Annotated in this window: 26 protein-coding genes; 1 reads left to right on the top strand and 25 read right to left on the bottom strand. The window is 43.4% G+C overall.

The window, feature by feature from the left end; genetic code table 11:
* Nucleotides 1–50: 50 nt before the first annotated feature.
* The 7 genes from ACRRSX_RS08800 to rfbA form a co-directional block, all read right to left on the bottom strand.
* A complete protein-coding gene (locus ACRRSX_RS08800; RefSeq protein ID WP_432453580.1) occupies nucleotides 51–1781 on the bottom strand; it encodes an SLC13 family permease in 1731 nt (576 codons plus the stop codon).
* On the bottom strand, nucleotides 1781–3202 hold the full coding sequence (cysN, locus tag ACRRSX_RS08795) for a sulfate adenylyltransferase subunit CysN (protein ID WP_432453581.1): 1422 nt from the start codon (nucleotides 3200–3202) through the stop codon (nucleotides 1781–1783). The genes ACRRSX_RS08800 and cysN overlap by 1 nt, the downstream gene beginning before the upstream one ends.
* A gap of 150 nt (nucleotides 3203–3352) precedes the next feature.
* On the bottom strand, nucleotides 3353–4258 hold the full coding sequence (gene cysD / locus ACRRSX_RS08790) for a sulfate adenylyltransferase subunit CysD (RefSeq protein ID WP_432453582.1): 906 nt from the start codon (nucleotides 4256–4258) through the stop codon (nucleotides 3353–3355).
* A 466-nt stretch (nucleotides 4259–4724) separates the two neighbouring features.
* Nucleotides 4725–5801 (bottom strand): dTDP-glucose 4,6-dehydratase, encoded by a 1077-nt coding sequence (gene rfbB, locus ACRRSX_RS08785; protein WP_432453583.1) that lies wholly within the window; start codon nucleotides 5799–5801, stop codon nucleotides 4725–4727.
* A gap of 51 nt (nucleotides 5802–5852) precedes the next feature.
* The gene (rfbD, locus tag ACRRSX_RS08780) at nucleotides 5853–6767 is read right to left on the bottom strand and encodes a dTDP-4-dehydrorhamnose reductase (protein WP_432453584.1); all 915 of its coding nucleotides are present in this window, start codon (nucleotides 6765–6767) and stop codon (nucleotides 5853–5855) included.
* A 31-nt stretch (nucleotides 6768–6798) separates the two neighbouring features.
* Nucleotides 6799–7344: a dTDP-4-dehydrorhamnose 3,5-epimerase gene (gene rfbC / locus ACRRSX_RS08775; protein WP_432453585.1), complete on the bottom strand. Its 546-nt coding sequence runs from the start codon at nucleotides 7342–7344 to the stop codon at nucleotides 6799–6801.
* Between the two features lie 23 nt (nucleotides 7345–7367).
* Complete coding sequence (gene rfbA / locus ACRRSX_RS08770; RefSeq protein WP_432453586.1) at nucleotides 7368–8240, bottom strand: glucose-1-phosphate thymidylyltransferase RfbA; 873 nt, start codon at nucleotides 8238–8240, stop codon at nucleotides 7368–7370.
* A 274-nt stretch (nucleotides 8241–8514) separates the two neighbouring features.
* Here rfbA and ACRRSX_RS08765 point away from each other — a divergent pair.
* Nucleotides 8515–9599, top strand: a protein-coding gene (locus ACRRSX_RS08765) for an IS3 family transposase (protein WP_432451743.1) whose coding sequence is annotated in 2 segments (ribosomal slippage) — nucleotides 8515–8764 and nucleotides 8764–9599 — 1086 coding nt in all. Because the reading frame shifts where the segments join, the coding sequence is not laid out codon by codon here.
* A gap of 259 nt (nucleotides 9600–9858) precedes the next feature.
* Here ACRRSX_RS08765 and ACRRSX_RS08760 read toward each other — a convergent pair.
* The 18 genes from ACRRSX_RS08760 to ACRRSX_RS08675 form a co-directional block, all read right to left on the bottom strand.
* A complete protein-coding gene (locus ACRRSX_RS08760) occupies nucleotides 9859–10860 on the bottom strand; it encodes a response regulator (protein ID WP_432453587.1) in 1002 nt (333 codons plus the stop codon).
* A 410-nt stretch (nucleotides 10861–11270) separates the two neighbouring features.
* Nucleotides 11271–12032 (bottom strand): MlaA family lipoprotein, encoded by a 762-nt coding sequence (locus ACRRSX_RS08755; RefSeq protein ID WP_432453588.1) that lies wholly within the window; start codon nucleotides 12030–12032, stop codon nucleotides 11271–11273.
* A gap of 176 nt (nucleotides 12033–12208) precedes the next feature.
* Complete coding sequence (gene ccmI / locus ACRRSX_RS08750) at nucleotides 12209–13468, bottom strand: c-type cytochrome biogenesis protein CcmI (RefSeq protein WP_432453589.1); 1260 nt, start codon at nucleotides 13466–13468, stop codon at nucleotides 12209–12211.
* On the bottom strand, nucleotides 13465–13935 hold the full coding sequence (locus ACRRSX_RS08745; RefSeq protein ID WP_432453590.1) for a cytochrome c-type biogenesis protein: 471 nt from the start codon (nucleotides 13933–13935) through the stop codon (nucleotides 13465–13467). The genes ccmI and ACRRSX_RS08745 overlap by 4 nt, the downstream gene beginning before the upstream one ends.
* 5 nt (nucleotides 13936–13940) lie before the next feature.
* A complete protein-coding gene (locus ACRRSX_RS08740) occupies nucleotides 13941–14471 on the bottom strand; it encodes a DsbE family thiol:disulfide interchange protein (RefSeq protein ID WP_432453591.1) in 531 nt (176 codons plus the stop codon).
* On the bottom strand, nucleotides 14472–16466 hold the full coding sequence (locus tag ACRRSX_RS08735; protein ID WP_432453592.1) for a heme lyase CcmF/NrfE family subunit: 1995 nt from the start codon (nucleotides 16464–16466) through the stop codon (nucleotides 14472–14474).
* A gap of 11 nt (nucleotides 16467–16477) precedes the next feature.
* The gene (gene ccmE / locus ACRRSX_RS08730; protein ID WP_432453593.1) at nucleotides 16478–16972 is read right to left on the bottom strand and encodes a cytochrome c maturation protein CcmE; all 495 of its coding nucleotides are present in this window, start codon (nucleotides 16970–16972) and stop codon (nucleotides 16478–16480) included.
* A complete protein-coding gene (gene ccmD / locus ACRRSX_RS08725) occupies nucleotides 16969–17178 on the bottom strand; it encodes a heme exporter protein CcmD (RefSeq protein ID WP_432453594.1) in 210 nt (69 codons plus the stop codon). Before ccmD ends, ccmE begins: the two co-directional genes overlap by 4 nt.
* Nucleotide 17179: 1 nt before the next feature.
* Nucleotides 17180–17932, bottom strand: coding sequence for a heme ABC transporter permease (locus ACRRSX_RS08720; protein WP_432453595.1), 753 nt, complete (start codon nucleotides 17930–17932; stop codon nucleotides 17180–17182).
* A 38-nt stretch (nucleotides 17933–17970) separates the two neighbouring features.
* Nucleotides 17971–18636, bottom strand: a complete 666-nt coding sequence (ccmB, locus tag ACRRSX_RS08715; protein ID WP_432453596.1) for a heme exporter protein CcmB — start codon at nucleotides 18634–18636, stop codon at nucleotides 17971–17973.
* On the bottom strand, nucleotides 18636–19271 hold the full coding sequence (gene ccmA, locus ACRRSX_RS08710) for a cytochrome c biogenesis heme-transporting ATPase CcmA (RefSeq protein ID WP_432453597.1): 636 nt from the start codon (nucleotides 19269–19271) through the stop codon (nucleotides 18636–18638). The genes ccmB and ccmA overlap by 1 nt, the downstream gene beginning before the upstream one ends.
* Nucleotides 19272–19914: 643 nt before the next feature.
* Nucleotides 19915–20340: a DUF2802 domain-containing protein gene (locus tag ACRRSX_RS08705; RefSeq protein ID WP_432453598.1), complete on the bottom strand. Its 426-nt coding sequence runs from the start codon at nucleotides 20338–20340 to the stop codon at nucleotides 19915–19917.
* Nucleotides 20341–20829, bottom strand: coding sequence for a chemotaxis protein CheW (locus ACRRSX_RS08700; RefSeq protein WP_432453599.1), 489 nt, complete (start codon nucleotides 20827–20829; stop codon nucleotides 20341–20343).
* Nucleotides 20830–20966: 137 nt separating this feature from the next.
* Nucleotides 20967–21758 carry a chemotaxis protein CheW gene (locus ACRRSX_RS08695; protein WP_432453600.1) on the bottom strand — a complete coding sequence of 264 codons (792 nt, stop codon included), beginning with the start codon at nucleotides 21756–21758 and terminating at the stop codon, nucleotides 20967–20969.
* Complete coding sequence (locus ACRRSX_RS08690; RefSeq protein ID WP_432453601.1) at nucleotides 21755–22540, bottom strand: ParA family protein; 786 nt, start codon at nucleotides 22538–22540, stop codon at nucleotides 21755–21757. The genes ACRRSX_RS08695 and ACRRSX_RS08690 overlap by 4 nt, the downstream gene beginning before the upstream one ends.
* A complete protein-coding gene (locus tag ACRRSX_RS08685; protein WP_432453602.1) occupies nucleotides 22541–23455 on the bottom strand; it encodes a flagellar motor protein MotB in 915 nt (304 codons plus the stop codon). It lies immediately after the preceding gene.
* A 1-nt stretch (nucleotide 23456) separates the two neighbouring features.
* Nucleotides 23457–24203, bottom strand: a complete 747-nt coding sequence (locus ACRRSX_RS08680; RefSeq protein WP_432453603.1) for a flagellar motor protein — start codon at nucleotides 24201–24203, stop codon at nucleotides 23457–23459.
* Nucleotides 24196–25329 carry a protein-glutamate methylesterase/protein-glutamine glutaminase gene (locus tag ACRRSX_RS08675; protein ID WP_432453604.1) on the bottom strand — a complete coding sequence of 378 codons (1134 nt, stop codon included), beginning with the start codon at nucleotides 25327–25329 and terminating at the stop codon, nucleotides 24196–24198. The genes ACRRSX_RS08680 and ACRRSX_RS08675 overlap by 8 nt, the downstream gene beginning before the upstream one ends.
* Nucleotides 25330–25359: the final 30 nt, after the last annotated feature.

Raw genomic sequence — 25359 nt, 5'->3', positions numbered from 1 at the left:
CTTGTAATTTGGATGACTTATCACCCACTAAAGTTCTTTGCACTCTTCTGCTAGTGTAAAGGAAACAATAATGGAACTAAGCCAATCACCACGACTGCGTATACAATCGCCACCGGTAAGCCCAGTTTTACAAAATCTTTTAAGTTGTATCGCCCGGCGTTATATACCATGAGATTCGTTTGATAACCATAAGGGCTCACAAAGCTAGCGCTGGCGGCAAAGGCAACGGTCATAATAAAGGTCATTGGATTTGCACCAATTGCATTTGCTACACCATAGGCCACCGGAAACATCAAAGCAGCAGCTGCATTATTGGTGACTAATTCCGTAAACAACCAGGTTAATAAGTACATAATGATTAAGGTCACCATCACCCACTGAGGGCTTAAGATTTGACCAAAACTTTCGGTAAGTAAAGAGACCAGACCAACATTATATAAAGCTTGTGACAAAGTAAGCGCAGAAGCGACGATCAGCCAGATGTCTTTAGGAAAACGTCGAACTATCTCACTTGGGGTTAAGCAACGAAAAAACAATAAACCACCCAGCAGCAATACCATCGCCTTAAATAGGCTCAGTACACCAACTGCCGCGGAGATGACGGCGATAGCAAAGCCAGCAATCGCGATCAGCTCAGACCAACCATTAAGCCGTGTATCTGGTTCAACACCGCTAACTACAATAAAATTCTTAGTTAAGTTGCTCCGAGATTTAAAATCGTCTCCTACAGCAAGTACTAAAAAATCACCCGCTTGCAAGACTAACTCTCCAAGCTTTCCAGACACTTGTTCGCCGTCACGCTTGATTGCCACGACAGCTGCATCAAATAGCGCCCGAAACCCCATTCTTTTAAGGCTTTTACCCACCAAAATACTTTCAGGCCGAATCACGACTTCGGTTAAATTGGTCCCCAACAAACCATTTGAATCCGCGAAAGTTTGTAATCCCGAGAATTGATTTAATTGCATGACTTTGGTGACATCACCACTAAATATTAAACGATCATTTTGACTAAGCACTTCACTGGGAGAAACGGGGCTAATCAACTTCCCTTGACGGACGATTTCCACCAAAAATAATGATTCGAGGTGCCTTAAGCCGTTATCTTCGACACTTTTACCAATGAGACCCGAGTCCTGTTGGATCTTGGCATCGATAAAATAGCTTTGATAACTATCGACCTCACGCTGATGATCGGGTAAATAACGAGAGAAAAATGCCAAGGTAAGTCCGCAACAAACCACAGCGGCGAGGCCAATCAATGTAAAATCAAAAAATCCGAGTTCTTGGCCGGTGCTTTCAAGTAATAAGCTGTTCACGATTAAATTGGTAGAGGTACCGATGAGGGTCAAAGTTCCACCTAATATCGCCGCATAAGACAGAGGCAACAGCAACTTACTAGCGCTATGGTAAGGGTTATTACGGATCGGCGCCAACAACGTAGCCACCACAGCAGTATTATTGAGCGCAGCCGACGACAGCACAGTGCTTGCAAAAAGACGCAACCAAGTTGCCCGCAACGAAGGCTTAATAATCGAGGCCGCTAATAAGCGTAATAAGCGGGTTTTTTCTAAGGCGATCGAACAAAGCATCAGCAATACCAGCGTCATCAATCCTTGATTTGCGATATTGGCCAATATTTGCTCAGAACTAACTAAGTTTAATATAAACAATATCAACATAACCCCGCCAAATATTTTAGCCGGATATTGCTGATACCGAATCAGAGCAGCAATAGTGCCAGTAAAAATAACTAGCACTAGAATTGCTTGTATCGACATTATTTTAACAATTCGCGAAGGTCTTTCGCATCCCAATGAGGGAAATGCTTACGAACCAGCGCATTAAGTTCGATTTCAAAAGCTGAAAACTCACTGTTTACCGTTTGTTCTTCAAGCTTGCCCTTGGCTTGGATCATCCCCGCGCCTACGGTCACATTGCTAATTCGGTCAATGATAATAAATGAACCAGTACCATGCGCGCGACTGTAAGCGTCAAATGCGACCTGCTGACTAAACTGCACTTGGCAAACACCGATCTCGTTTAAAGCTAAGCGCACTGCGGGTTTTTCTTCCAGTGTATTCACATCAATTTGGTGCTCAATTTGCGCAATTGAACCCGAGGTCGTTTTGCTTGCCAATTTAAAATCATATTGCTTATTGGCAATTAAAGGATCGTCTGCCATCCAAACGATCATTGCTTCGGCACTGCTTGCAACCCATGGCTTGTTATTGCTATGAACCAGCATATTTCCACGGCTGGCATCAATTTCATCCTCTAAAGTGAGCGTTACCGCCATCGGCGCGTATGCTTCATCTAGCTCACCATCAAAAGTAACGATGCTCTTCACTTTGGAAACTTTCCCCGAAGGCAATGACGTAACTTCATCCCCCTTACGCACAACACCGGAACTAATGGTGCCGCAAAAGCCACGAAAATCTAAATTTGGCCGATTGACATATTGCACGGGAAAACGGAAATCGTCGAAATTTAAACCAGAGCTAATCGGCGCACTTTCTAGCATGCCCATTAAAGTTTCACCATGATACCAAGCACTTTGCTCGCTGCGCTCGACAACGTTGTCTCCATTGAGCGCCGAAATTGGCACAAACTTAATGTTCTCGATTTTTAGATTTTCAGCGAATTGTTGATACTCTGCTTTAATTTCTTCATATCGCTGTTCAGAAAAATCAACCAGATCCATTTTATTAATTGCAACAACAACCTGTTTAATACCTAAAGACGAAACGATAAAACTATGGCGCCGCGTTTGAACCTGCACGCCGTAGCGTGCGTCAATCATCACGATCGCCAATTCACAATTCGAGGCACCAGTGGCCATATTGCGGGTATATTGTTCATGCCCAGGGGTATCGGCAATAATAAACTTACGTTTATCCGTTGAGAAATAACGATAGGCAACATCAATTGTAATGCCTTGCTCTCGCTCTGATTGCAAACCATCAACCAGTAGTGCTAAATCAAACTCTCCATCGGTGGTATTAAATCGTTTCGAGTCATTTTTAATACTGGCCAATTGATCTTCAAAAATCATTTTTGAATCATGTAACAAGCGCCCAATCAAGGTACTCTTACCGTCATCTACACTGCCGCAAGTTAATAAGCGTAGTAGTTGCTTTTGTTCATGTTGTTGTAAATATTCTTCAATATCTGAAGCAATTAAATCTGACTGGTGTGACATGGTTCCCTCACTTCGAGCTGTTAGCACGGGGCATCTTACAGCTCAAAAAAATATTTATATATTAACGGAATACTCTGATATTCGTCGTTCGATGCTCGCAAGCTACTGTTTGGTTTAGTTTTTCTATCACGCTTGGTTGGTCTCCAAGTGCTAAAAATAACCTTCCATCTTTTTCTTTTCCATTGAGCCCGCGCTGTCATGATCGATCACTCTGCCCTGACGCTCGGAAGTTTTAGTTAACAGCATCTCTTGAATCACATCTTGCAAGGTATCGGCCTCTGACTCTACTGCACCAGTTAAGGGGTAACAGCCTAGCGTTCTAAAACGCACCATCTTATGTTGAATATCACCCTCTTCGACAGGCATACGCTCATCATCAACCATAATCAGGGTACCGTCACGTTCCACTACCGGACGTTTAGCCGCTAAATAAAGCGGAACGATATCGATATTTTCGAGGTAGATATATTGCCAAATATCTAACTCTGTCCAGTTAGATAAAGGAAATACTCGAATACTCTCCCCTTTATTTACTTTTGAGTTATAGCTATTCCATAACTCGGGGCGTTGTGACTTAGGATCCCAACGGTGATTTTTATCGCGGAAAGAATAAACCCGCTCTTTTGCCCGAGATTTTTCTTCGTCGCGACGCGCACCACCAAAAGCGGCATCAAACTGATATTGATCTAAGGCTTTTTTAAGCCCCTGAGTTTTCATGATATCGGTATGAACCGCGCTGCCATGCACAAATGGGTTGATCCCCATTTCTAGCCCTTCGGGATTTTTGAAAACCAATAACTCAAAGCCATATTTTTTGGCCATTTGGTCTCTAAACTGGATCATTTCTTTGAATTTCCAGTTAGTATCGACATGTAATAAAGGAAAAGGAATTTTGCCTGGGAAGAAAGCTTTGCGCGCTAAATGAAGCATTACCGCAGAGTCTTTACCCACAGAATAAAGCATCACCGGCTTATCAAATTCAGCCGCGACTTCGCGAATGATATGGATGCTCTCAGCTTCTAATGCTTTTAGATGAGTTAAGTTATAATTTTCCATTTAGTCTTTAGCTCTTAGTTCGTTATATCGTTATAGAATATAAAACAGAATCAGATTAACTTATGTGACTAACAACTACTAGCAACGCTGCTATAACATTATGCTACTTTTAATAACTTCGAATTCTAAGCAATCGACAGGTTATTTTACATACTGTCGATTGCTTTTTAGTTTAGAGCAAATAAATACAATCGGTGGGGTTCTTTCTGGTTTATAGTGCCGCAATCGCTTAAAAATTAAGACTAAAACTAAGTATTGGTGACTGAAGCTAGAAATTCGTGATAGGAAGTGGCGATAAAGAAACCGAGTTAAGTGTGTTAGATCTAACTCATTGATGAGCAACATATACGGTATTTACTCTCACCACAAAGCAAATACCATCACCGTAATCAATCAAATTTGTCTCTAACAGAAATTGCAAATGAGAGTTCCATTTCATTCAGAACTCTCGGTTCAATAAAGATAACTACAATGTCTTTAGCCAATCTTGAGCATTGAGATACCAATCAATGGTTAGATCGATTCCTTGTTCAAAAGAAACTTGAGGTACATAAGCTAATTCTTGTTGAGTTTTCTTAGCGTCGATAGCATAGCGCTGATCATGCCCTGCTCGGTCTTCAACAAAAGTAATTAAACTTTCTGCCTTGTTTGCGATGGCTGCCGTAGCCTGCGGATATTGAACAGCTAAAATTGGGTTTTGGCTAAATCGTTGATTTAACAATTGGCACACCAACTTCACGATCTCTATATTAGCCCATTCGTTGTGGCCCCCGATGTTATAGTTTTCGCCTACTCGCCCTTTGTTCAACACCAAATCGATACCTCTGGCATGATCTTCGACATACAACCAGTCACGGATCTGCTGGCCATCGCCATAAACAGGTAAAGGCTTATTGTTTAAGATATTGGTAATGATTAGCGGAATTAATTTCTCAGGGAAATGATAAGGGCCATAATTATTTGAGCAGTTTGAGGTGGTTACCTGTAAACCGTAAGTATGGTGATAAGCGCGTACCAAATGGTCGCTAGCTGCCTTACTGGCTGAATAAGGGGAATTTGGTGCGTATTGAGTCTCTTCAGTAAAAGCTGGATCGCTGGGCCCAAGAGTGCCATATACTTCATCAGTGCTGACATGGTGAAAACGATGTGGGATGGTCTCTAAACCTTGGCTTTTAGGCTCATCTATCCATACCTTTTTTGCGGCTTTAAGTAAACTATAACTGCCAATAATATTGGTTTCGATAAAGGCATCCGGCCCAGTAATTGAGCGATCGACGTGTGATTCAGCCGCAAAATGCACAATTGTATTTAATTGATGCTCTTTCAACAACGACTCAACCAATGCCGTATCGCAAATATCACCCTGTACAAAATTAAAATTCGGATCCGTTTCAACTGGTTTAAGGCTAGCGCGATTACCTGCATAGGTAAGTGCATCTAATACGACGATTTTGTCGCCAGGATGGTTCACCAACCAATAATGCACAAAGTTAGCACCAATAAAACCAGCGCCACCCGTCACCAACATTTTTCTTGAATTCATAATATCCAACTGTAATCGTTTCTCTAAATCTATGATTAATACTTCTGATACTTAAACTAATTGATCCATCATGAGGCTTAATTGCTTACGCCAATGTATGGTCTCTATGCCTGAAGCCTGCTCGGCTGTGATTTTGTTGAGTACCGTAAATGAGGGGCGAACTGCGGGTAAAGGATAAGCACTGGCGGGGATCGCCTTAATGGGGATCGCCTGACTAAGCAAACCTTTTTCAAGCCCTAACTCCTGAATCGCGATCGCAAAATCATACCAAGACGCAAGCCCGGCATCAGTCCAATGAAAAGTAGAAACTTGCCCTTTAGCTGTACCCGCCAACTGATAAGCTCCAGCTGTGTTTTCATCTTTATTTAATTTCGCTACCATGGTCCATAACCACAAGGCAAGTCCCTTGGCCCAAGTTGGCGTGCCGACTTGATCGTAAATAATCCCTAGCTCTGACTTGCTTTCCATCAGCTTGAGCATGCCTTTCACAAAATTATTACCATGCACTGAGTACACCCATGCAGTGCGTACGATCAAGGCCTGATCCGCAAGCACCTCTGCCACCGCTAAATCACCCGCTAACTTAGATGCGCCATATACATTAAGAGGTTTCGCCACCGCATCCACCGAGTAAGGCGTCGCCTTATCACCCGAAAAAACAAAGTCGGTTGAAACATGTAGTAAATAAGCGTTTGTTTTCTTACAACTTTGGGCAATAAATCGAGGCCCCTGTTGGTTAACTGCGTAAGCAATATCTTGATGTGACTCGGCCAAGTCAACTGCGGTATAAGCCGCAGCATTGATCACAACATCAGGTTTAATTGTTGCGAATGCCAGCTCAACCGCAGACTGATCAGTAATGTCCAGCTCATCAATGCCAAGGCTAAATAACTCTACGCCTTCAGGCTTAGCTTGCTGTAATTCCCAAGCTAATTGGCCACCTTTCCCGGTAACTAGTACTTTCATTGTTTACTCACAAAACGACATGTAAATTGATTTATAAACGAGGCGCATCGACAAATTGAATGGCCTGTTGGTCCTTCGCTGATAAAGATGGCGCTAAGCCATTCACGAGGGGCCACTGTATACCAATATCTGGGTCATCCCAAGCCACTGACACTTCAGAGCTGGGATCATAATAATCAGTACATTTGTAAACAAACTCTGCTTCCGCACTCACCACATAAAAACCGTGTGCAAATCCTTCGGGAACCCATAACTGGCGTTTATTCTCGGCGGATAATATCACGCCAATCCATTGACCAAGCGTAGCTGAATTGGCTCGCATATCAACGGCTACATCAAACACTTCACCGCTGACCACCCGCACTAACTTTCCTTGGGTATGTTCGGTTTGATAATGTAAACCCCGCAATATTCCTTGTTTAGATTTGGAGTGATTGTCTTGCACTAAAGCTTGCTGAGTACAAAATTCAGAAAAAAGCGTTTGACGAAAAGTTTCCATAAAAAAACCACGTTCATCACCAAATACACTTGGCTCTATAATTTTCACATCAGGGATTACTGTTTCAATAAATTTCATTTGACCATCTCTTGGCTACATGCTTAGTCGTTTGCTAGGTTCATCAAGTATTGCCCATAACCATTTTTTAACATCGGTTCGGCGAGCGCTTTTAATTGCTGAATATCAATAAAACCCTGCCGATAGGCTATTTCTTCAGGGCAGCAAACCTTTAATCCTTGGCGCTTTTCTAACACCGAAATGAACTGAGACGCTTCCAGTAAAGAGTCGTGTGTACCAGTATCTAACCAAGCACTGCCACGCCCCATTAATTCAACGCTCAACTCATTTCGTTGAAGATAGAGATTATTTAAGTCGGTAATTTCTAGTTCGCCACGAGCAGAAGGCTGAATGGTCTTTGCCAACTCAACCACTTTCTCATCATAAAAATATAGGCCAGTGACCGCATAATTAGATTTAGGAGTGCTTGGTTTCTCTTCGATAGAAATCGCTTTCCCCGAATCATCGAACTCAACCACACCGTAACGCTCAGGATCGGTAACATGATAACCAAATACACTTGCACCAGTTTTATGCTGATTAGCTTTTCTCAAAGACTTAATTAAGTCATGCCCATAAAATATATTGTCACCCAGCACTAAACAAGCGGGAGCGCCATCGAGAAAATCTTCCGCTAAAATAAATGCTTGTGCCAAGCCATCCGGTGAAGGCTGCTCGACATATTCAAACCGCACGCCCCACTGACGACCACTACCCAGCAATTCTTTAAAGCGAGGTAACTCTTCCGGCGTTGAAATAATCAATATATCTCGTATCCCCGCAAGCAATAGTGTTGAGACCGGATAATAGATCATTGGTTTATCATAAACAGGCATTAATTGCTTACTAATCACTTTGGTAAGCGGGTGAAGTCGAGTTCCCGAGCCCCCCGCTAAGATAATACCTTTTCTGTTCATGCTACGCCTTTACCCTGATTCGTCTAAATGGCTGCAATACTACTGATTTTGACAGATTGAGTACAGCAACAAACAAAGAATAGCAGAAGCACATACTGAAATAGTGATGATGGCATGAAGGATGCCGGTTCGTTGTTATGACGTCTAATTAACCTCTTTCACAAGCAATGTATTCATTTATTTTGCCATGCCCTTAGAGACAGGGTAATCCCCCCGAAAATTAATCCCATGCAAAAGTAGAATTTTCTCGTATAGTAAATACAGGAGATTCAACATGAAAAAGTCACGTTACACGGACAGTCAGATCTTATCTATTCTCAAGCAGGCTGAGGCTGGTACACCTGTTCCTGAGCTCTGTCGTGAGCATGGAATGAGCAACGCAACCTTTTACAAGTGGCGTTCGAAATACGGCGGTATGGACGCATCCCTTATGGCGCGGATGAAAGAACTCGAAGATGAAAATCGACGGCTTAAAAAGATGTATGCGGAAGAACGCCTTAAAGCAGAGGTGATCTCAGAGGCGATGGCAAAAAAGTGGTGAAGCCCTGTGAGCGTCGATTGATGGCTCAGCGTTCGGTGGCGAACTATCACATCAGCATTAAAAGTGCATGCTATTGGTTTGGGATCAGCGAGACCTGCTATCGCTATAAATCGAAGCTTCAACCTGAGAATGAGTTGATAGCTCAGGAGTTAGTAACGCTGTGCAACAGTGAAGACTGCTCTGACTGGGGCTTTGGCCTGTGTTTTCACCATTTGCGGAACGTTAAAGGGTATACATGGAACCATAAGCGGGTTTATCGGATCTACTGCGAATTGGCTCTAAACTTACGTATTAGGCCAAAACGACGCCTGAATCGCCATACGCCAGAGCCTCTTAAAGAGCCGATTAAAACAAACCAAGTTTGGTCCGTGGACTTTATGCATGATCAGCTATCTGATGGCCGGAAGTACCGTTTATTCAATGTGATAGATGATTACAAACGTGAAGGTCTGGCGTCAGAACCTGATTTTTCAATGCCCACAGTACGAGTCACTCGGATCTTAGAGCAGCTCATCGAACAACGAACCAAACCTGTTGCGATCCGCTGCGACAATGGTCCTGAGTTCATTAGCCATGCGTTTATTAAATGGGCCAACAACCACGACATTCGAATCGATTATATTCAGCCAGGAAACCCACAACAAAACGCCTATATAGAAAGGTTCAACCGTACTATGAGGTTTGGCTTAGTGAGTAAGTATTTGTTTGACACACTTGAAGATGTTCAAGATCGGGCGACCCAATGGTTATGGTTCTACAATCATCAACGACCACACCTTGCAAATGGAGGGTTCCCACCACTAAAAACGGCAGCATGAATTCTACGAATAAATGCGGTTAATAATGGGAGGATTACCACAGCATTTGCGCTGTAACCTTTCATTGGAAGCAAAATTATAGGCTAAATAAAAACTGAATCCTTGCCGAGAAGAGCAATACGACCGCATGGCGCGTTACAAAAGAGGAGATCAAGCAATTTGGGTTAGTTTCAATACTGGATGTTTCAAAAGACTATTTAACCGTCAAGCTCGGTCTAGATTGCGGTTCGAGCCCCCTTATAAGACCGTCCAAGGTAAATTAAGTCACCGGAAATAATTTTAAATTAATATGGTCTTCGGCTAGGTTTCTAAATCGTAGGCTAAACCCAATATCAGACAGCTTTGCCGCCCCTTCTTGATAATGCGCATCAACATTCAAGCCTAAAGCCAAACCTGGATGAGCAGCATCAAATGGCGAGGGGGCATCAAGTAGACCAGCATTAGCAAAGTGCACATTATCATGGGCGATAATGCCGTACAAGCAGCCCACAGAAGCTCTTAAATCGGCAGCTTTAATAATCTTATTTAAAGTACTTAATGCCATACTGGGTTGCAGAGCTGAGCGATCATTCACTAAGAAACGATTCCACATATCTTGAAAGAAACCGTTAATAATGACTGCAGCAATAACCCCTTCATCGCCCAACAAACAAATATCAACCACTAAAAAACCAACATGATGCTGATCGATTTGCTTGATAAGCGGAAATAAAGTTTGTCCCTTTAGACGATAATGACAAAAGAAACCCACAATTTCTTGCGTGGTTTTGGGCAACATTTCTCTTAAAACCAAGCTTGCTTGTGCATCATTTGCCTTAAAATGTGCCTTATGCTCACTAAATTCAGCAAATTCCATTTGTGAATCTTGTTGCTCCAGCATCGATAAACTAGAAAGAATCGTATGCGTTAATTCTCTAAAGTCGATTAATGGTTTCACCAAAAAATCACTGGCACCGAGTTGTAATACTTTACGTAAATCGGCCATGCTACTTTTTCCAGAAATAACAATAATAATTCCCGGAAAACTATCAAGATGTTCCAACAACTCAAGCCCGTTCATCCTCGGCATTTGTAGATCCATCAATATCAGTTGATAAGACTGCTGAGCAATCGCTTGCAAGGCCTCATAACCATCTTCAACAGTGCATACTAAAGCCCCCTGCTGAGTCAAGAAGGCAAGCAGTTGCTGACGAAACACAGGTTCGTCCTCTACAACTAATATAGAAATCCCATAAAGTGGATTCTCATCATGCTGAGGCATTAATCGACAACCTTTTTCCTTATTTATTAATAAGTTAATAACGTATTTTAAAGCTTAACAGCTTGACTATATAAGTAATAACTCGAGAACGCTAGCTTGCTTACAAAAAATAAAAACAACCAAAAACTAACTGAAACATAACTTTAAGCGAGGAGATTGAGGGTTTGCGATACAGCAGAACCGAGCTTTGCTTCAATAAGCATAGCTCAGTAAAATGAGAACTGTGACTCCATTAGGCATAATCATCGCGATTAATGTTATAGGTAAATTTATTTATCAGGCTTTATTTTTATAGCAATAAAAGCTCTTATATCGCCCTAAATTGTGAGCAAAAACGCTCACAATTCAGATCAAAATGAACCTAGACCAAGGGCCGAGCAAAGGCCATTCCAACAAAAATCCAATCGCGTTTAGTAACCTTCGATTTCATCTAAATAGCCTTCAAGGGCGGAATCGATATCCTGTTTCGACTGAGTCGGAGGCTTACCATTATAAAAACGATATAATCGGTATTGTAGATAAGCGTCTTTGATAAAGGTGTAACTATCAAGAGAGTTGTCTAGTAGCGGTTCTTGTTCAATCACTGAAGCCCGTTTATACAGTCCATCTAAACCCCATTTTACCGCTTGCTCCGCATAACTTAAGTTAGACAACGGAGAAGCAAAGGCATCAACCCAGTCCCCCACCTCTTTACGCACGGTCGTCGGTCCTAGTACCGGTATCATGACAAATGGCCCTTCAGGGACGCCATAAAAGCCCATTACATCACCAAACTCTTCGATGTCTCGCTTGGCTCCTGAACGTCCCATCAGATCAAAAATCCCAAATATCCCAAAACTGGAATTAAACAAAAATCGAACTAAATTATTCGAGGCACGCTCAACTTTTCCTTGCAATAAATTGTTTGCAAAACTAGCGGGCTCTTCCAAATTTCGGATCACATTGTTTAAGACTTCACGCAAACCAAAGGGCACATAATCAGCATACACATGAGTGACCGGGCGATAGATGGGTTTATCTAGATAATTGTAGTTAAACTCCCACATGCTGCGATTAAACCCTTCAAAAGGATCAGAAAAACCGGTAACTGGCTCACCTTGTTCCGCTGCCGATAAAGCAGTTGAAAAAATCGCGGTAAACGTCAAAAACGCAAATACAACATGACGTAGCACTGAATGCTCCTTCCTTGGTAACGTTACAACTATAGAACTTAACAAACAAAATGCTCTTGTTTAACGCAATCCAATCATACAAAAATTAAAGCTGCCTTTCAGCAGCCATTTATTATGTCATTAAGTTCAATCGCTTAATAGCGCAAACTTTAAATACTGACAATACACCTACAAAACTACAAGGGAGTATTAATTAATAAAGAAATAGGTAAATCACTGCCTTGGGAAATCGTTGACGACTTCCCTTCCCAATCGCCAGTGGTTGTCTGTGCATTATTATCGTAAGACAATCTAGCGCTTATATAGAATTCAGCTTGTTGTGATAATTTCAAGCCTTCCATCATACTATCTTTATCTGAAAGTGTAACGGTTAATGGGAACTTAGGGTGGGCAATTCTCTTGGCGGCTAATGGCATTGGCGGCCCATTCACAGCCTTTGCGAACACAAATAAGAAACTCGATTCTGGTGCGACTAAACCATCTTGCAGGTTCACCGTCACGCTGTAGTTTGGCTCTGAGGTGGGAGTTTCTGTTGATAAAGATGATTGCTGTTGCGCTTGCGCCTGGCTCTGCTGAGCAATTTGCGCTTGGGCAAATTGAATATTTTTATTCAACATTTGAGCGCGTTCTGAACCAGAATCAACGAGGCTTAACATTTTTTGCCAACGCTCGATCGCCAATGAGTACTGTTGCTGCTCGACTGCTAAAAAAGAATATAATGACCACAATTCCAGTTGATTTGGCATTTTCTGTAAAGCCGCCACCAACAAACGCTCGGCGCGAGCCTTTGCCATCGCATCACCGCTATAAAACAATGACTGAAGATAAACGACTAACACATTGGGACTATCGGCATCTAGCGCGTAGGCTTTTTCAGCCGCATCGGTCATCACATCCAAACGATTCATTGCTTGGCCTACCTTCGCCAATAAAAACCAACCTCGGCTATCATTCGGATCTTGATAAAGCTTGGTTCGTAAACCCAAAGCAAAATCGGTGAGTTCCTGCTCACTAACCGGTCCACCTTGAGCTAACAACACCTTATTACTCAATTCTGGCATTTGCTGGATGATCGATTGCCAATGTTGAACTTGTTTCGCACTCCCCAAATAATAATAGAGTCCCACAGGAACTGTGGCAACGAAGACCAAACTGACTAACAATACCCAAGCTGAATAACGAGTTTCTGCTTTAAGCGAACTTTCAGGAATATCGTCTAACAGATTGTGTTGTAGCTCCGTCACCAGCTGTTCGCGATCATCCGCTAAGCCCTGCTGATTTTCTTGCTCGATTTCTAACAGCCGATCTTTATACAATGCTTTATTTAAATCGGTTTGGGTAAGTGATGCTTGCTGGCGGCGCAACCAGAGTGGTAAAACCACTGCGGCCAAGGCAAGTAAGGTTAAAGCCACTACAGCTAACCAAAAAACTATCATTCTGACTCTCGCTCCGTTTGTTTAATTAGCTCAGCTAATCGCTTTTGTTCTTGTTCATCTAAACCAACGACTGGGGCTGGTTTGCGCCTAGCCAAACGCCATATAGTGAAACAGCCAAAAATAATAATAAAAGCTGGTGCCAACCATAACAGCAGAACCGCGGGAGTCAACGGAGGATCATAACGCACAAAATTACCATAACGGGCCACCATATAATCCAAAACTTGTTGTTTAGAGCGACCCGCTTTGACCATCTGGTAGGTTTTCTCTCGCAGATCTTGCGCCAAGCCCGCATTTGAATCAGCAATATTGTTATTCTGACACTTTGGACAACGAAGCTCTTGAGTCAACTCTCTAAACAAGGTTTCTTGCTGTACAGAGTCAAACTCATGGACCTCAATCGCCGCCATCGCAAACTGCGGCAGTATTACCAATAATATAAGATAAAAGGCTTGCCTTAATCTCATCGTCATTACTCCAAGCGACTGTATATAGCGCCTAATTCCTGCTGCCAGTTACGAGCATTTACATCACCAACATGGCGATACCGAATGATACCTTGACTATCGATGAAATAAGTTTCGGGAGCCCCATATACGCCCAAATCTAAGGCAAGTAGTCCTTTTCCATCAAATAGATTAATTTGATAGGGATTACCAAGCTGAGTTAACCAATCAATGGCTTTTTGTCGGTCATCTTTATAATTAAGACCTACGATTTTCACCCCTTGTTCGGATAAGCTATTCAGAAAAGCATGTTCAGCGCGACAAGTCGGACACCAAGTCGCCCACACATTGAGTAGCAACGGTTGTCCTTTAAAAATATCAGCACTATGCTGCTTATCTTGTTGATAAAGATCTTGTAGGGTAAAAACTGGCACTGGTTTCCCCACCAATACCGATTCCAATTTTGTTGCATCACTATATAAGCCACGATATAAAAATATGGCGACTAACAAAAAAAGTAACAAAGGCAGTAGAAAATAAAATAATCGCTTATTCATTTAAACACCTTCCACATAAGCTTTTGTTTCATGAGCAAGCGTATCTTTGTGGTGTGTTCGCTTCACCTTAAAACGATAACGTTTATCGCTCATGGCAAACAATCCACCGATCGCCATAATCAGCGCTCCAAACCATATCCAGCGAATAAATGGCTTATAGTATAAACGGACCGCCCAAGCGCCACCGGGTAACTGCTCGCCCATGGCTGCGTATAAATCACGCCATAAACCAGCGTCGATAGCTGCCTCGGTCATCATATTTCGCTGTACTCGATAAAAGCGTTTCTCGGCACGTAAGGTGGTACTCAAGTCAGCGCCTTTATAAACGTCAATAATTGCTACATGCCCCTGATAATTCGGCCCCTGTAAGGGTTCCACACGCTTGAAGTGAAAACGATAAGCGGCAAAAGTCACCGAGTCCCCTGCCTCTAAACGCAAATCTCGCTCAATACTGTAATGACTGGTCATCGAAATACCAATGATCGATACAGCTAAGCCTATATGTCCTAATACCATCGCCCAATGAGAGCGACTTAAGGTACTCAAGCCCTTAGAAAAACGATGACGATGGGTTGCCCGTAAATAGACTTCTAAAGCGGTACATGTGATGATCCAAATCGCCAGTACTAAGGCCATGTATGCCAGCGCATAGAACTGCGGTGCCATAATGAACATCAGTATGGCTGGCAATAACAGGCTCACCAGAGCAAGCCAAACTAAGGGCTTTTTTAATGACCGAGGATCTTGATGCTTCCAACGCAGCAATGGGCCAATCCCCAAAGCAACGGCAAAGGGAACGATCATCCAGCTAAACATTCGGTTAAAGAAAGCGGCACCAATCGAAATGCTTCCTAAGCCAATTTCCTTATGGATCAACGGCAATAAAGTGCCAAGTAACACGACAACCAAGCCAGCCACCAACAATACATTGTTGATCAGCAGAAAAGTTTCTCGCGAGAACAGACGATAAGATCCACGGCTCTTAACCTTTGAAGCACGCAGCGCGAACAGCAATAGCGAACCGCCCACAACCACCAGCAGAAAGGCCAAAATAAATAGTCCTCTGGCCGGATCGCTAGCAAAGGCATGTACCGACACCAATACACCGGAGCGAACCAGAAAGGTGCCCAGTAAACTTAAAGAAAAAGCTGAAATCGCTAATAGCACCGTCCACGCTTTAAACACCCCACGCTTTTCACTTGCCGCCAAAGAATGCAACAAAGCAATTCCTACCAACCACGGCATAAAAGAAGCATTTTCAACTGGATCCCAGAACCACCAACCACCCCAACCTAACTCGTAATACGCCCACCAGCTACCGAGCGCAATACCGACAGTAAGAAATACCCAAGCAGCCATTGTCCAAGGACGAGACCAACGAGCCCAAGTTGAATCTAAACGTCCTGAGATTAAGGCCGCAATAGCGAAAGCAAAGGCCACCGAGAAGCCCACATACCCCATATACAATAGCGGGGGATGGAAGATTAATCCGACATCTTGCAACAATGGATTAAGATCGTGACCATCAACTGGGAAAAACGGCAGCGTGCGCTCGAAGGGATTTGAAGTAAGTAAAATGAATAAATAGAAACCGACCGATATCATCCCCATCACCGCGACCACTCGCGCCACAGCATCTAGCGGCAAGCTTCGACTAAATAATGCAACCGCTGCTCCCCAAGCAGATAAAATGAGCGCCCAAAGCAATAGGGAGCCTTCGTGAGCACCCCAAACCGCAGATAAACGAAAATATAGAGGTAAATGGCTATTTGAGTTATTCGCGACATAAGCGACTGAAAAATCATTGACCGCGAAGGCATAACTCAAAATCGCAAACGACAATCCAACAAAAGCAAATTGGGCCAAAGCTAAAGGTCTTGCCGACTGCATCAGCAAAACACTATTTTTACTAGCCCCCCACAAAGGGTAAACACTTTGTAAAATGGCCAATGTGACCGCTAGGATCAACGCATAATGTCCAAGTTCTGGAATCATAATAGATATCTCTAGTGAGCAGAGCCCTGCAATTGGGCTTCAGTATATTCAGGTTTAAAATGTTCCATTCCAATCAAAGATTCGGCAACCTCGGGCGGCATGTATTCTTCATCATGTTTAGCCAATACTTCGAAGGCCGACACGGTGTTAACGGCGGTCAATACACCTTGCGCGACAATCCCCTGCCCCTCGCGAAATAGATCCGGCAAAATACCTTCGTAATTAACAATCACAATCTCGCCGCCGGCATCACTCAGTTTAAAGCTCACTTGTAAACTTGTTGCAGAACGCTCAACAGTGCCAGGCAATACCAAACCACCAATCCGCAATCGCTGACCCAGTTCCGGTTTAAGTGCCTGTGGACCTTTCCCCTTAACTAATTCTGTGGGGGTATAAAACAAGTCGATATTTTGCGCCAGTGCATAGAGCAACAAACCAATGGATGCCCCTAAACCCAACACAATAGAGATAACAATGGTTAAGCGTTTTTTACGTCTAGGATTCATAAGTGCTCGCTCATCTCTTTCGCTGCTTGTACCCGTTTTCGCCGCACCGAATAATGCGTCACCGATTTAATAATCGCTCTTCGTTTAATCAAACTATCGATGACCAACGCTCCCATGGCGAGCGCACTCACGCCATAGGCCAGCCATACGTAATACGCGTAACCACCCATCGCAAAAAAATCAGCGACTGAATCAAATTGCATCATATTAACCCTCCCGTTGATCTGGCTTGATAAGAAGTTGTTGTACCCAAGGGCGGCGGCGTTCTCGCCTTAACAGCTCGGTTCTAAAGCGAACCAAACTGACCGCAACCAAGAAAAACCCAAAAGCAAATATGTTCAGCAATAAGGGCCATAACATTTGAGAATCAATCGACGGTTTCGCGAACTTGGTAATCGTGGCCCCTTGATGTAGGGTATTCCACCATTCCACGGAATAGTGAATGATTGGCAAATTAATAACGCCCACTAGACTCAAGATCCCAGCTGCTCTGCCAGCCATAACTTTATCCGAAAATGCGTTGTATAGGGCGATGACACCTAAGTACAAAAACAACAAAATTAACTCAGAGGTTAAACGAGCGTCCCATACCCACCATGCCCCCCACATTGGTTTCCCCCAAGCAGCCCCAGTAAATAGAGCAACAAAGGTAAGGACAGCGCCAACAGGAGCGACTGCTGCCACATAAATATCAGCTTGTTTAATTTGCCACACCAAGCCGATAAAAGCGGCAATTGCCATCGACGAATAAGCCGCCATCGATAATATTGCCGAAGGAACATGAATATAAATAATTCTGAAACTATCGCCTTGCTGATAGTCGGCGGGCGCAAAGGCCAAGCCCCAAATTAAGCCCACAACAAAACTAATAAGGGCCAATACACTCAACCAAGGTACAAATTTTCCAGCAAGTTCATAGCTGGCTTGCGGTTTTGCATAAGGATGTAACCATTTCCACATTAGGGTAAGTACTCTCTGACAATAATTTATTATTATATTTAGTTAACGCTAACTCTTAATGCCGCGGCGGTAGCGAAGGGAGCCAAAGTGAGCGCCAATAAGCTAATCGCACCCATAATCGCTAAATGGCCCGTATAGGGCAAGTTTAATGATGCGGCTTCAATCGCAGAAGTCGCAAAAATCAATATAGGAATATACAAAGGTAAAACTAATAGGCTCAGCAATACACCACCTTTACGCAAGCCCACTGTTAAGGCTACGCCCACTGCACCAATTAAACTCAGTACAGGGGTTCCTAATAATAAGGTATAGAATGTAGCCTTAAAACTTTGCCATTCTAGGGATAACAAAACTGCAAGCAGCGGTGATAGCAGTAAAATTGGTAAGCCTGTAATCATCCAATGCGCCACTGTTTTTGCTAAAGCGATCAACGCTAAAGACGAGCCACTCAACAACATCTGTTCTAATGAGCCATCGGCATAATCATCTCGAAATAAGCGCTCTAAAGACAATAATGAGGAGAGTAAAGCCGCTACCCATAAAATTCCAGGCGCAATTTTCGCCAATAACTGCGGCTCTGGCCCAACGGCAATAGGAAACAAAGTTATCACAATCAAAATAAACCATAGCGGATTGACAACTTCTGACTTTTGTCTAAATGCAGCTAACAACTCACGTTTAACAACACTCACAAAAACCCGCATTAAACAATTTCCTCATAAGCAGGCTCAATGTTTAACACGCGATAATGGGCACTATCGATATTTAAAGTTTGATGCGTCGTGAGCAATATCATTCCGCCGGCCTCTGCATGTCGCTTCAGTACGGCTTCTAAATAAGTAACACCTTGCTTATCGATTGCGGTAAAGGGCTCATCTAGGATCCATAATTGACGTTCCACAAGCCATAACCTAGCCAAGCCAACTCGGCGCTGCTGTCCAGCCGACAAGTGTGCTGTTGGTTCATCTTCCAAACCCGCTAAACCGACTCGAGCCAACAAGTCGTATAGCTGCCCCAATGACATGGACTGACCCGCCAACCCCAAATAAAACTGTAGGTTTTCTACGGCACTTAACTCTGCCTTTACCCCAACATGATGCCCCAAATACAGGCAGTGTTGATGAAAGCTATCAGAGATTTGATTAATGCTCTGCCCTTGCCAATGGATCTCTCCCTGCTCAGGACGAGACAAACCCGCAAGCAAACGTAATAAACTAGTTTTCCCCGCACCGTTGGGACCTGCTACCTGCAGGATATCGCCAGCGTTTAAGGTAAACGATAAATTGTCAAAAAGAACGCGCTCTTCTCTAACACAGCAAAGTCCAATAGCTTCCAGCATTCAAATGTGTCTTGATATAATAAGTGTCGGGATGGTATCACAGCTAGATCGTAAATCTAGGCAAGCAATTGAAATAACGAATATGTTAAGGAGATGTTCCATCAAAGTAAAGCCAAATCAAAATAGATATTCAGTCGGACCAGCAACGATGAAATAAACACCATTCCGCAAAGTACAGAAGCAATCGAATATGGTCGGCCGTTCGTGTATAGATCATGGCCGCCGACTAGGAGCTCGAGCGCATAAGGCTGCCATTAAGAACAACTGACAACTGACTCAGAAAATAGATGTAAAAGATAAGCAGATCGAGATAACCGTCCAAAATACAAAGAAAAACCAATCAAGCTAAAACAACTACAGCAGCCCCCCTACCGATTACAATAAGAACATATAAAATAGCAGATTCATGCAGCAACAACGCAGGACAATACAACAACCTTGCCCTGAACATTTAATTTAGCTGAATCAAATACCACTAAATTCAGTTCCGAAGACCTACCATTAAGTCTACTTTAAACGCGCATTGTAGCGACTCTGACTCAATCATGATAATAGGATTTTGTGGAACAAACAGCAAACGGGGCTTGGCAAGTGCAGTGGTTCAGAGAGAAGAGAAGAGAAGAGAAGAGAAGAGAAGGCAAGGCTAGCTTGCTTGCCCTTTCATTTTATTCCGTAGACTTAATAGAAGTTCAGCCTCGGCTTTAGGTAATTCACATTCGCGCATCACCTCTTCTAAATCAGCGCCTAACTCGACCAATTTGACGGCACGGGTGTACAACTTGCTGTCAGGATCTTGTGACTCAATTTGAGCGCTACGAATAAACGCTTGCTCGACTTGCTCAGCCTGACGTTCTAATTCTTGAACTAAAGAAGCATTGGCTACGTGTAACTCTTGCAGCTCTTTTTCAGCGGCTCGATGCTTACTTAACAAATTTTTAACAACCAGTTCCAAACTCGCCATTTTGGCTTCACTGGAATCTATATGTCGATTAGCCTTGTGTGTTAACCAGTAAACACCCACAAGGCCAAGCAACATAACCAATAACGCAACAAGATTAATCCAATCCATTTATATTGAGCTTACTTCATCCCACTCTTCATCAGAAAGCAGCTTATTGAGATCAACCAAAATTAATAACTGTCCATCCCGATTACTAACACCTTGAATGAACTTCGCGCTCTCTTCAGTACCCACGTTTGGTGCGGCATCTATTTCAGAAGAACGTAAGTAAACCACCTCAGCAACACTATCCACTAAAATCCCGATGACTTGTGATTCAGCTTCTATAATCACGATCCGTGAATTTTCGGTAATATCTGATGAAGGCAAACCAAACCGGGAACGCGTATCGATCACCGTGACCACATTACCACGCAAGTTGATAATGCCTAAAACATAGTTTGGCGCTCCTGGCACCGGCGCTATTTCTGTATAACGTAATACTTCTTGTACCTGCATCACGTTAATACCATAGGTCTCACTTTCCAACTGAAAAGTTACCCATTGTAGAACTTCATCCTCGGCAATATTTTCTGCGACGTTACGCTGCTCGCTCATCTGCATGTCCTTTTTATTCATGAGTCCAATTGGATCTCGCAACTCTTATCTATTCAAGTATATATCATAAGTTATAAAACTAAACGGCGGATTTACCTAGTCTTTCAATTAAACAGAGCTCGCTCTACCTCACAGTTCTAACATCCATCTATATTTACCCCCTGAGAAAGCATTCGTTGTAGCTCTTCAACATGCAATAAAGCACACATCCTTTGTTTGACCATTCCCGCTAACCAACGACGTTTACCGGGATCAACACGCCACTTTACATCATCTTTATTCAACCGCTCGGTACCAAATAGCTTCTCGCAGCTCAAACCCCAACTACTTTCACCAAGCATAACCAGGTATTTATAGTCAGGTTCAAAAGGCTGATTCGGCATCACCCACTTAGCGGTATCGACAACCGTTAACTTTTGTTCACGCTCGATCATAATGCCAGCGAACCAATCTGGCTTACCAAAGAGTGGGCTAACTTCACTAATACGATGAATTCCGCCCAACTCAGTCAAGGGCACTCCAAAAGTAACGCCTGCAACTTCAAAAAATAGAACCTGAAACTCATTATCGGTTTCGATATTGTGCCATTCTTCCGGTAAAGGCGCTTCAACAAGCTGCTCTTCTACTTGAATACTCGTTGCTGGCAAAGACTCATCAGCAGGCGCTATATGCTCGGGTTCAACTTTTGGTGCAGGCTGTTCTGGTAACTCTTTAATAGGGAGTAATACCGGCTTAGCCTCCGCAACAGCGGCAACTCGTTGCTCGGCTTCTGCGAACAAAGTCGCAAGCGGCTTCACTTGAGGTTCAGGGGCAAACGAAGACTGATTCAAGGTTTCACTAACAGGGCTGAGAGGCACACTTTCAGGTTCTTTCAATAAAGAATCAAAATAACTCCCTAAAGCCTGCTCCATCAAGGTATCGCTATTCATAATAGCCCCTGCTCATCGGTCATCTGCAGAAGATGAGCGAGTAAGGTTTGATAAGCAAATACCCCGCGGCAATTTTTTATATGATAGGAAGGTGGCGCATGCCGTAGGCTAGCATCTCTAAATTTGGTGTCGATGGGTATCACTGAATTCCAAATGTTGTTCGGATAAGTTTCTTGTAGTTCCTTTAAGGCCGCTAATGAAGCACGAGTTCGCTTGTCATACATCGTTGGAACAACCGTATAGCGTAAGCGGTTAGGACAAGAGCGTTGCATAATACTCAAGGTTTTAACCATGCGCTCCAAACCTTTAATGGCTAAAAACTCTGTTTGAACAGGCACTAATACTCGCTCACTCGCAGCTAAAGCATTAACCATCATCACCCCCAGAACTGGTGGGCAATCAACTAACACATAATCATACTTATGTTCAATACGCGCCAAAATGCGCTTTAAAATCAAGCCCATTCCCTCACGCTGCCCCAACACTTTATCCAAAGTAGCTAAAGCCATACTTGCGGGAATTAAATCTAAATTATCAAACGAAGTCGCTTGAATACTATGAGTCACCATCGCATCGTCGAGTTGACTGTTTTGATAAAGTTCATAAAGAGTGCCCTGAACACTATCAACATCAAATCCCAAATAACTGGTGAGCGACGCATGGGGATCAGTGTCGAGTAATAGGACACGTTTTCCTTGTTGCGCTAGTAGACCAGCCAGAGATATCACCGTTGTAGTTTTACCGACACCGCCTTTTTGATTAGCAACCGTCCAAACTTTCACCTATTCTTCCTGCCTTGTCGTAAATCGCACCCCACCACCTTCCAATGGCACCGCTAACATTGTCTCACTATCTGGCTTAACAACTTTCTGCTCATCTCCCGCTGGCGCTTGTTCGACAACTGACGATTGGGCAATTGAAGAGTCCCAAATGTATTTAGAGAGTGCAATGACCACCCTTCGATTTTGTTTATCGCTTTGCAGTTTTCCGTTCACGGATAACGGGGCATATTGAGCGTAGGCTTCGATAGCCATTCGCTGCGGTTGAATCCCATCTGACTGCAATTCCCGAACAACTCTTGTGGCCCGAGCGGCTGACAACTCCCAATTGCTTGGATAGAGTTCACTATCAATACTATGCTCGTCGGTATAACCACGCACTCGTATATAATTATCGACCATTTTAAGCTTTTCGGACAAACGTAAAACTAACTGTTCAGCAGGCTTAAGCAAGTAAGCACTACCACTAGCAAAAAAAAGTCGACTATCTAACTCAATGGTTAGCCAGTCTTCATCACTATTTATTACTATGTCGTCAGTTTTGAAAATATCTTTAAGTTCAATAGCCAATTGGCTTGCGAGTTCGGTTAGATTAGACTGAGCAACTGAGTTTGAAGTCGTTGGCGGCACGTTAGGCATGATAACTTGACCATCCAAAATCGAGTGACCATATTCCATCAGCAATTCCGTTGACGAGACCGTTTCATTCCGTTCAGCTTGCCCATCAGAAACTTCAAATAAGGCAATCGCCTGTTGTAAGCGTTGTTGCAATTCGGGGTAATCTTTTTCATTGGTAATCGCCATCGCGTAAAGTACTACAAACAACGCAAACATCAATGTCATATAATCAGCGTAGGAGACTAACCAACGCTCTGTGTTTGCATTTCGCTTAGCAGCTGCAGCATAGCGATGACGCATACTAGTCGATATCCACAACGAAGCTATGTAAGCGACGCTTTACTTCAATACTACTGGCACCTTCAGCGATTGAAACCAATCCAGCTAAAGTCATTTCCTGATAAATAGCGCGATCCCCCGCTTGCGAGCGAAGTTTATTGGCAAAAGGCAAGAAAATAAAATTGGCGAAACCAACACCATAAATGGTCGCAACAAATGCAACCGCAATTCCCTTTCCAAGTAACTCAGGACTGCTTAAAAAATCCATAGCCTGAATCAAACCAAGTACTGCACCGATAATACCCACCGTAGGGCAGTACCCCCCCATGGCTTCAAACACCCCCGCCTGACGTTCCAAACGACTTTGTTCTAAGTCGATGACATCTTCTAAGGATTGTTGTAATTGTTGAGCTTCGGCACCGTCTATCAGCATTTGTAAACCGCGTAAAGTAAACGAATCTGCATGTTTTTGCTGTTGTTCTAGGCCCAAATAACCATCTTTACGAACAATATGAGACCAATTCAATATCAATTGAATTTGGTTCTGTACATTATCTTGCGACTGAAACCAAACCTTCGGTATCACTTTCAGAGCTTGCACAAATTGTTTGCTCGGCGTTTGTAACATCACCGCGCCGATAGTCCCCCCCAATACAATTGTTAATGCATGTACATTGACTAAATCGTCTAACGACCCACCAGCAAAAACATGACCAAACCCAACAGCTGAGAACGCTAAAATAACGCCAAAGATGCTAAGTTTATCCATTACCAATTTCCATAACTATCGCTTCAGAAAAACGATCGAGAGGCATTTGATTGGAGGCGAGTCCAGCACTTGCGACGGCCTGTGGCATACCATAAACAACACAACTGGCTTCATCCTGAGCCCAGATCGTTGAGCCTTTATCTTTCAATAAACGGCAACCATCTCGCCCATCAGCCCCCATACCAGTCAAAATCATGGCTAAAACGTCGCCCTGATGACTTTTCGCCAAAGAAGCAAAAGTAATATCGACACAAGGTTTATAGTTGACTTTGTCATTGCCATCAATAATTCGTAAGCGACCATACTGACCGCGAGGCTCAACTAACATCTGTTTGCCACCGGGTGCGAGATAAGCACAACCCGGTCGCAATTCATCTCCATCCTCGGCCTGCTTCACATTAACCCGTGACAGTGTATTTAAGCGTTGAGCAAATGCAGCTGTAAATGTAGCTGGCATATGCTGAACTAATAAAATGGGCTTAGGAAACCCAGCCGGCAACTGCGTTAAAATTGTTTGCAAAGCCACCGGACCACCGGTAGAGGTCCCTATCGCGACTAATTTATAGCGTTTTCCTGAAGGTTTAAACACACCAGACGTACGAACCTTGCGCTCTACCGAAGGTTGGCTGCTTGCCGCGGTCGTCGGCCTTAGTGGCGTCCGGGCGCTTGGCGTCAAAGGTTTGTCGGCTCGGGGAGTCAGACTCGATGGCGCTCGACGCGCTATCACTCGGCGTCTGGCAATGGCCTTTACTCGTTGTTGTAACAAGCTGACGGCTTCTTCACGATCACGAGCAATGTCTTCAAATTTTTTGGGGATAAAATCAAGTGCACCAGCATCTAGAGCATCTAAGGTCGCTTTAGCACCATCGTGGGTTAACGATGAAAACATCAGCACTGGCGTGGGATGTTTGGCCATAATTTCTTTTACAGCCGTAATGCCATCCATAACTGGCATTTCAATATCCATGGTAATCACGTCAGGTTTTAAACTTGCAACCATTTCAATGGCCTCGCGGCCATTCTTAGCTGCACCTATCACCTCAAGGCTTGGGTCAGCGTTAATAATCTCGCTGACTCGACGTCTGAAAAAACTAGAATCATCAACAACTAATACTTTTATTGCCATACTCAATTCTTTTTAAGGGCTGTGCTCGGC

The sequence above is a fragment of the Agarivorans sp. QJM3NY_30 genome (assembly GCF_050870855.2).
In the GTDB taxonomy this organism is placed as follows: Bacteria; Pseudomonadota; Gammaproteobacteria; order Enterobacterales; family Celerinatantimonadaceae; genus Agarivorans.
Note: the sequence above shows the minus strand (reverse complement) of the source record. Positions and strands in the feature narration are given on the sequence as shown.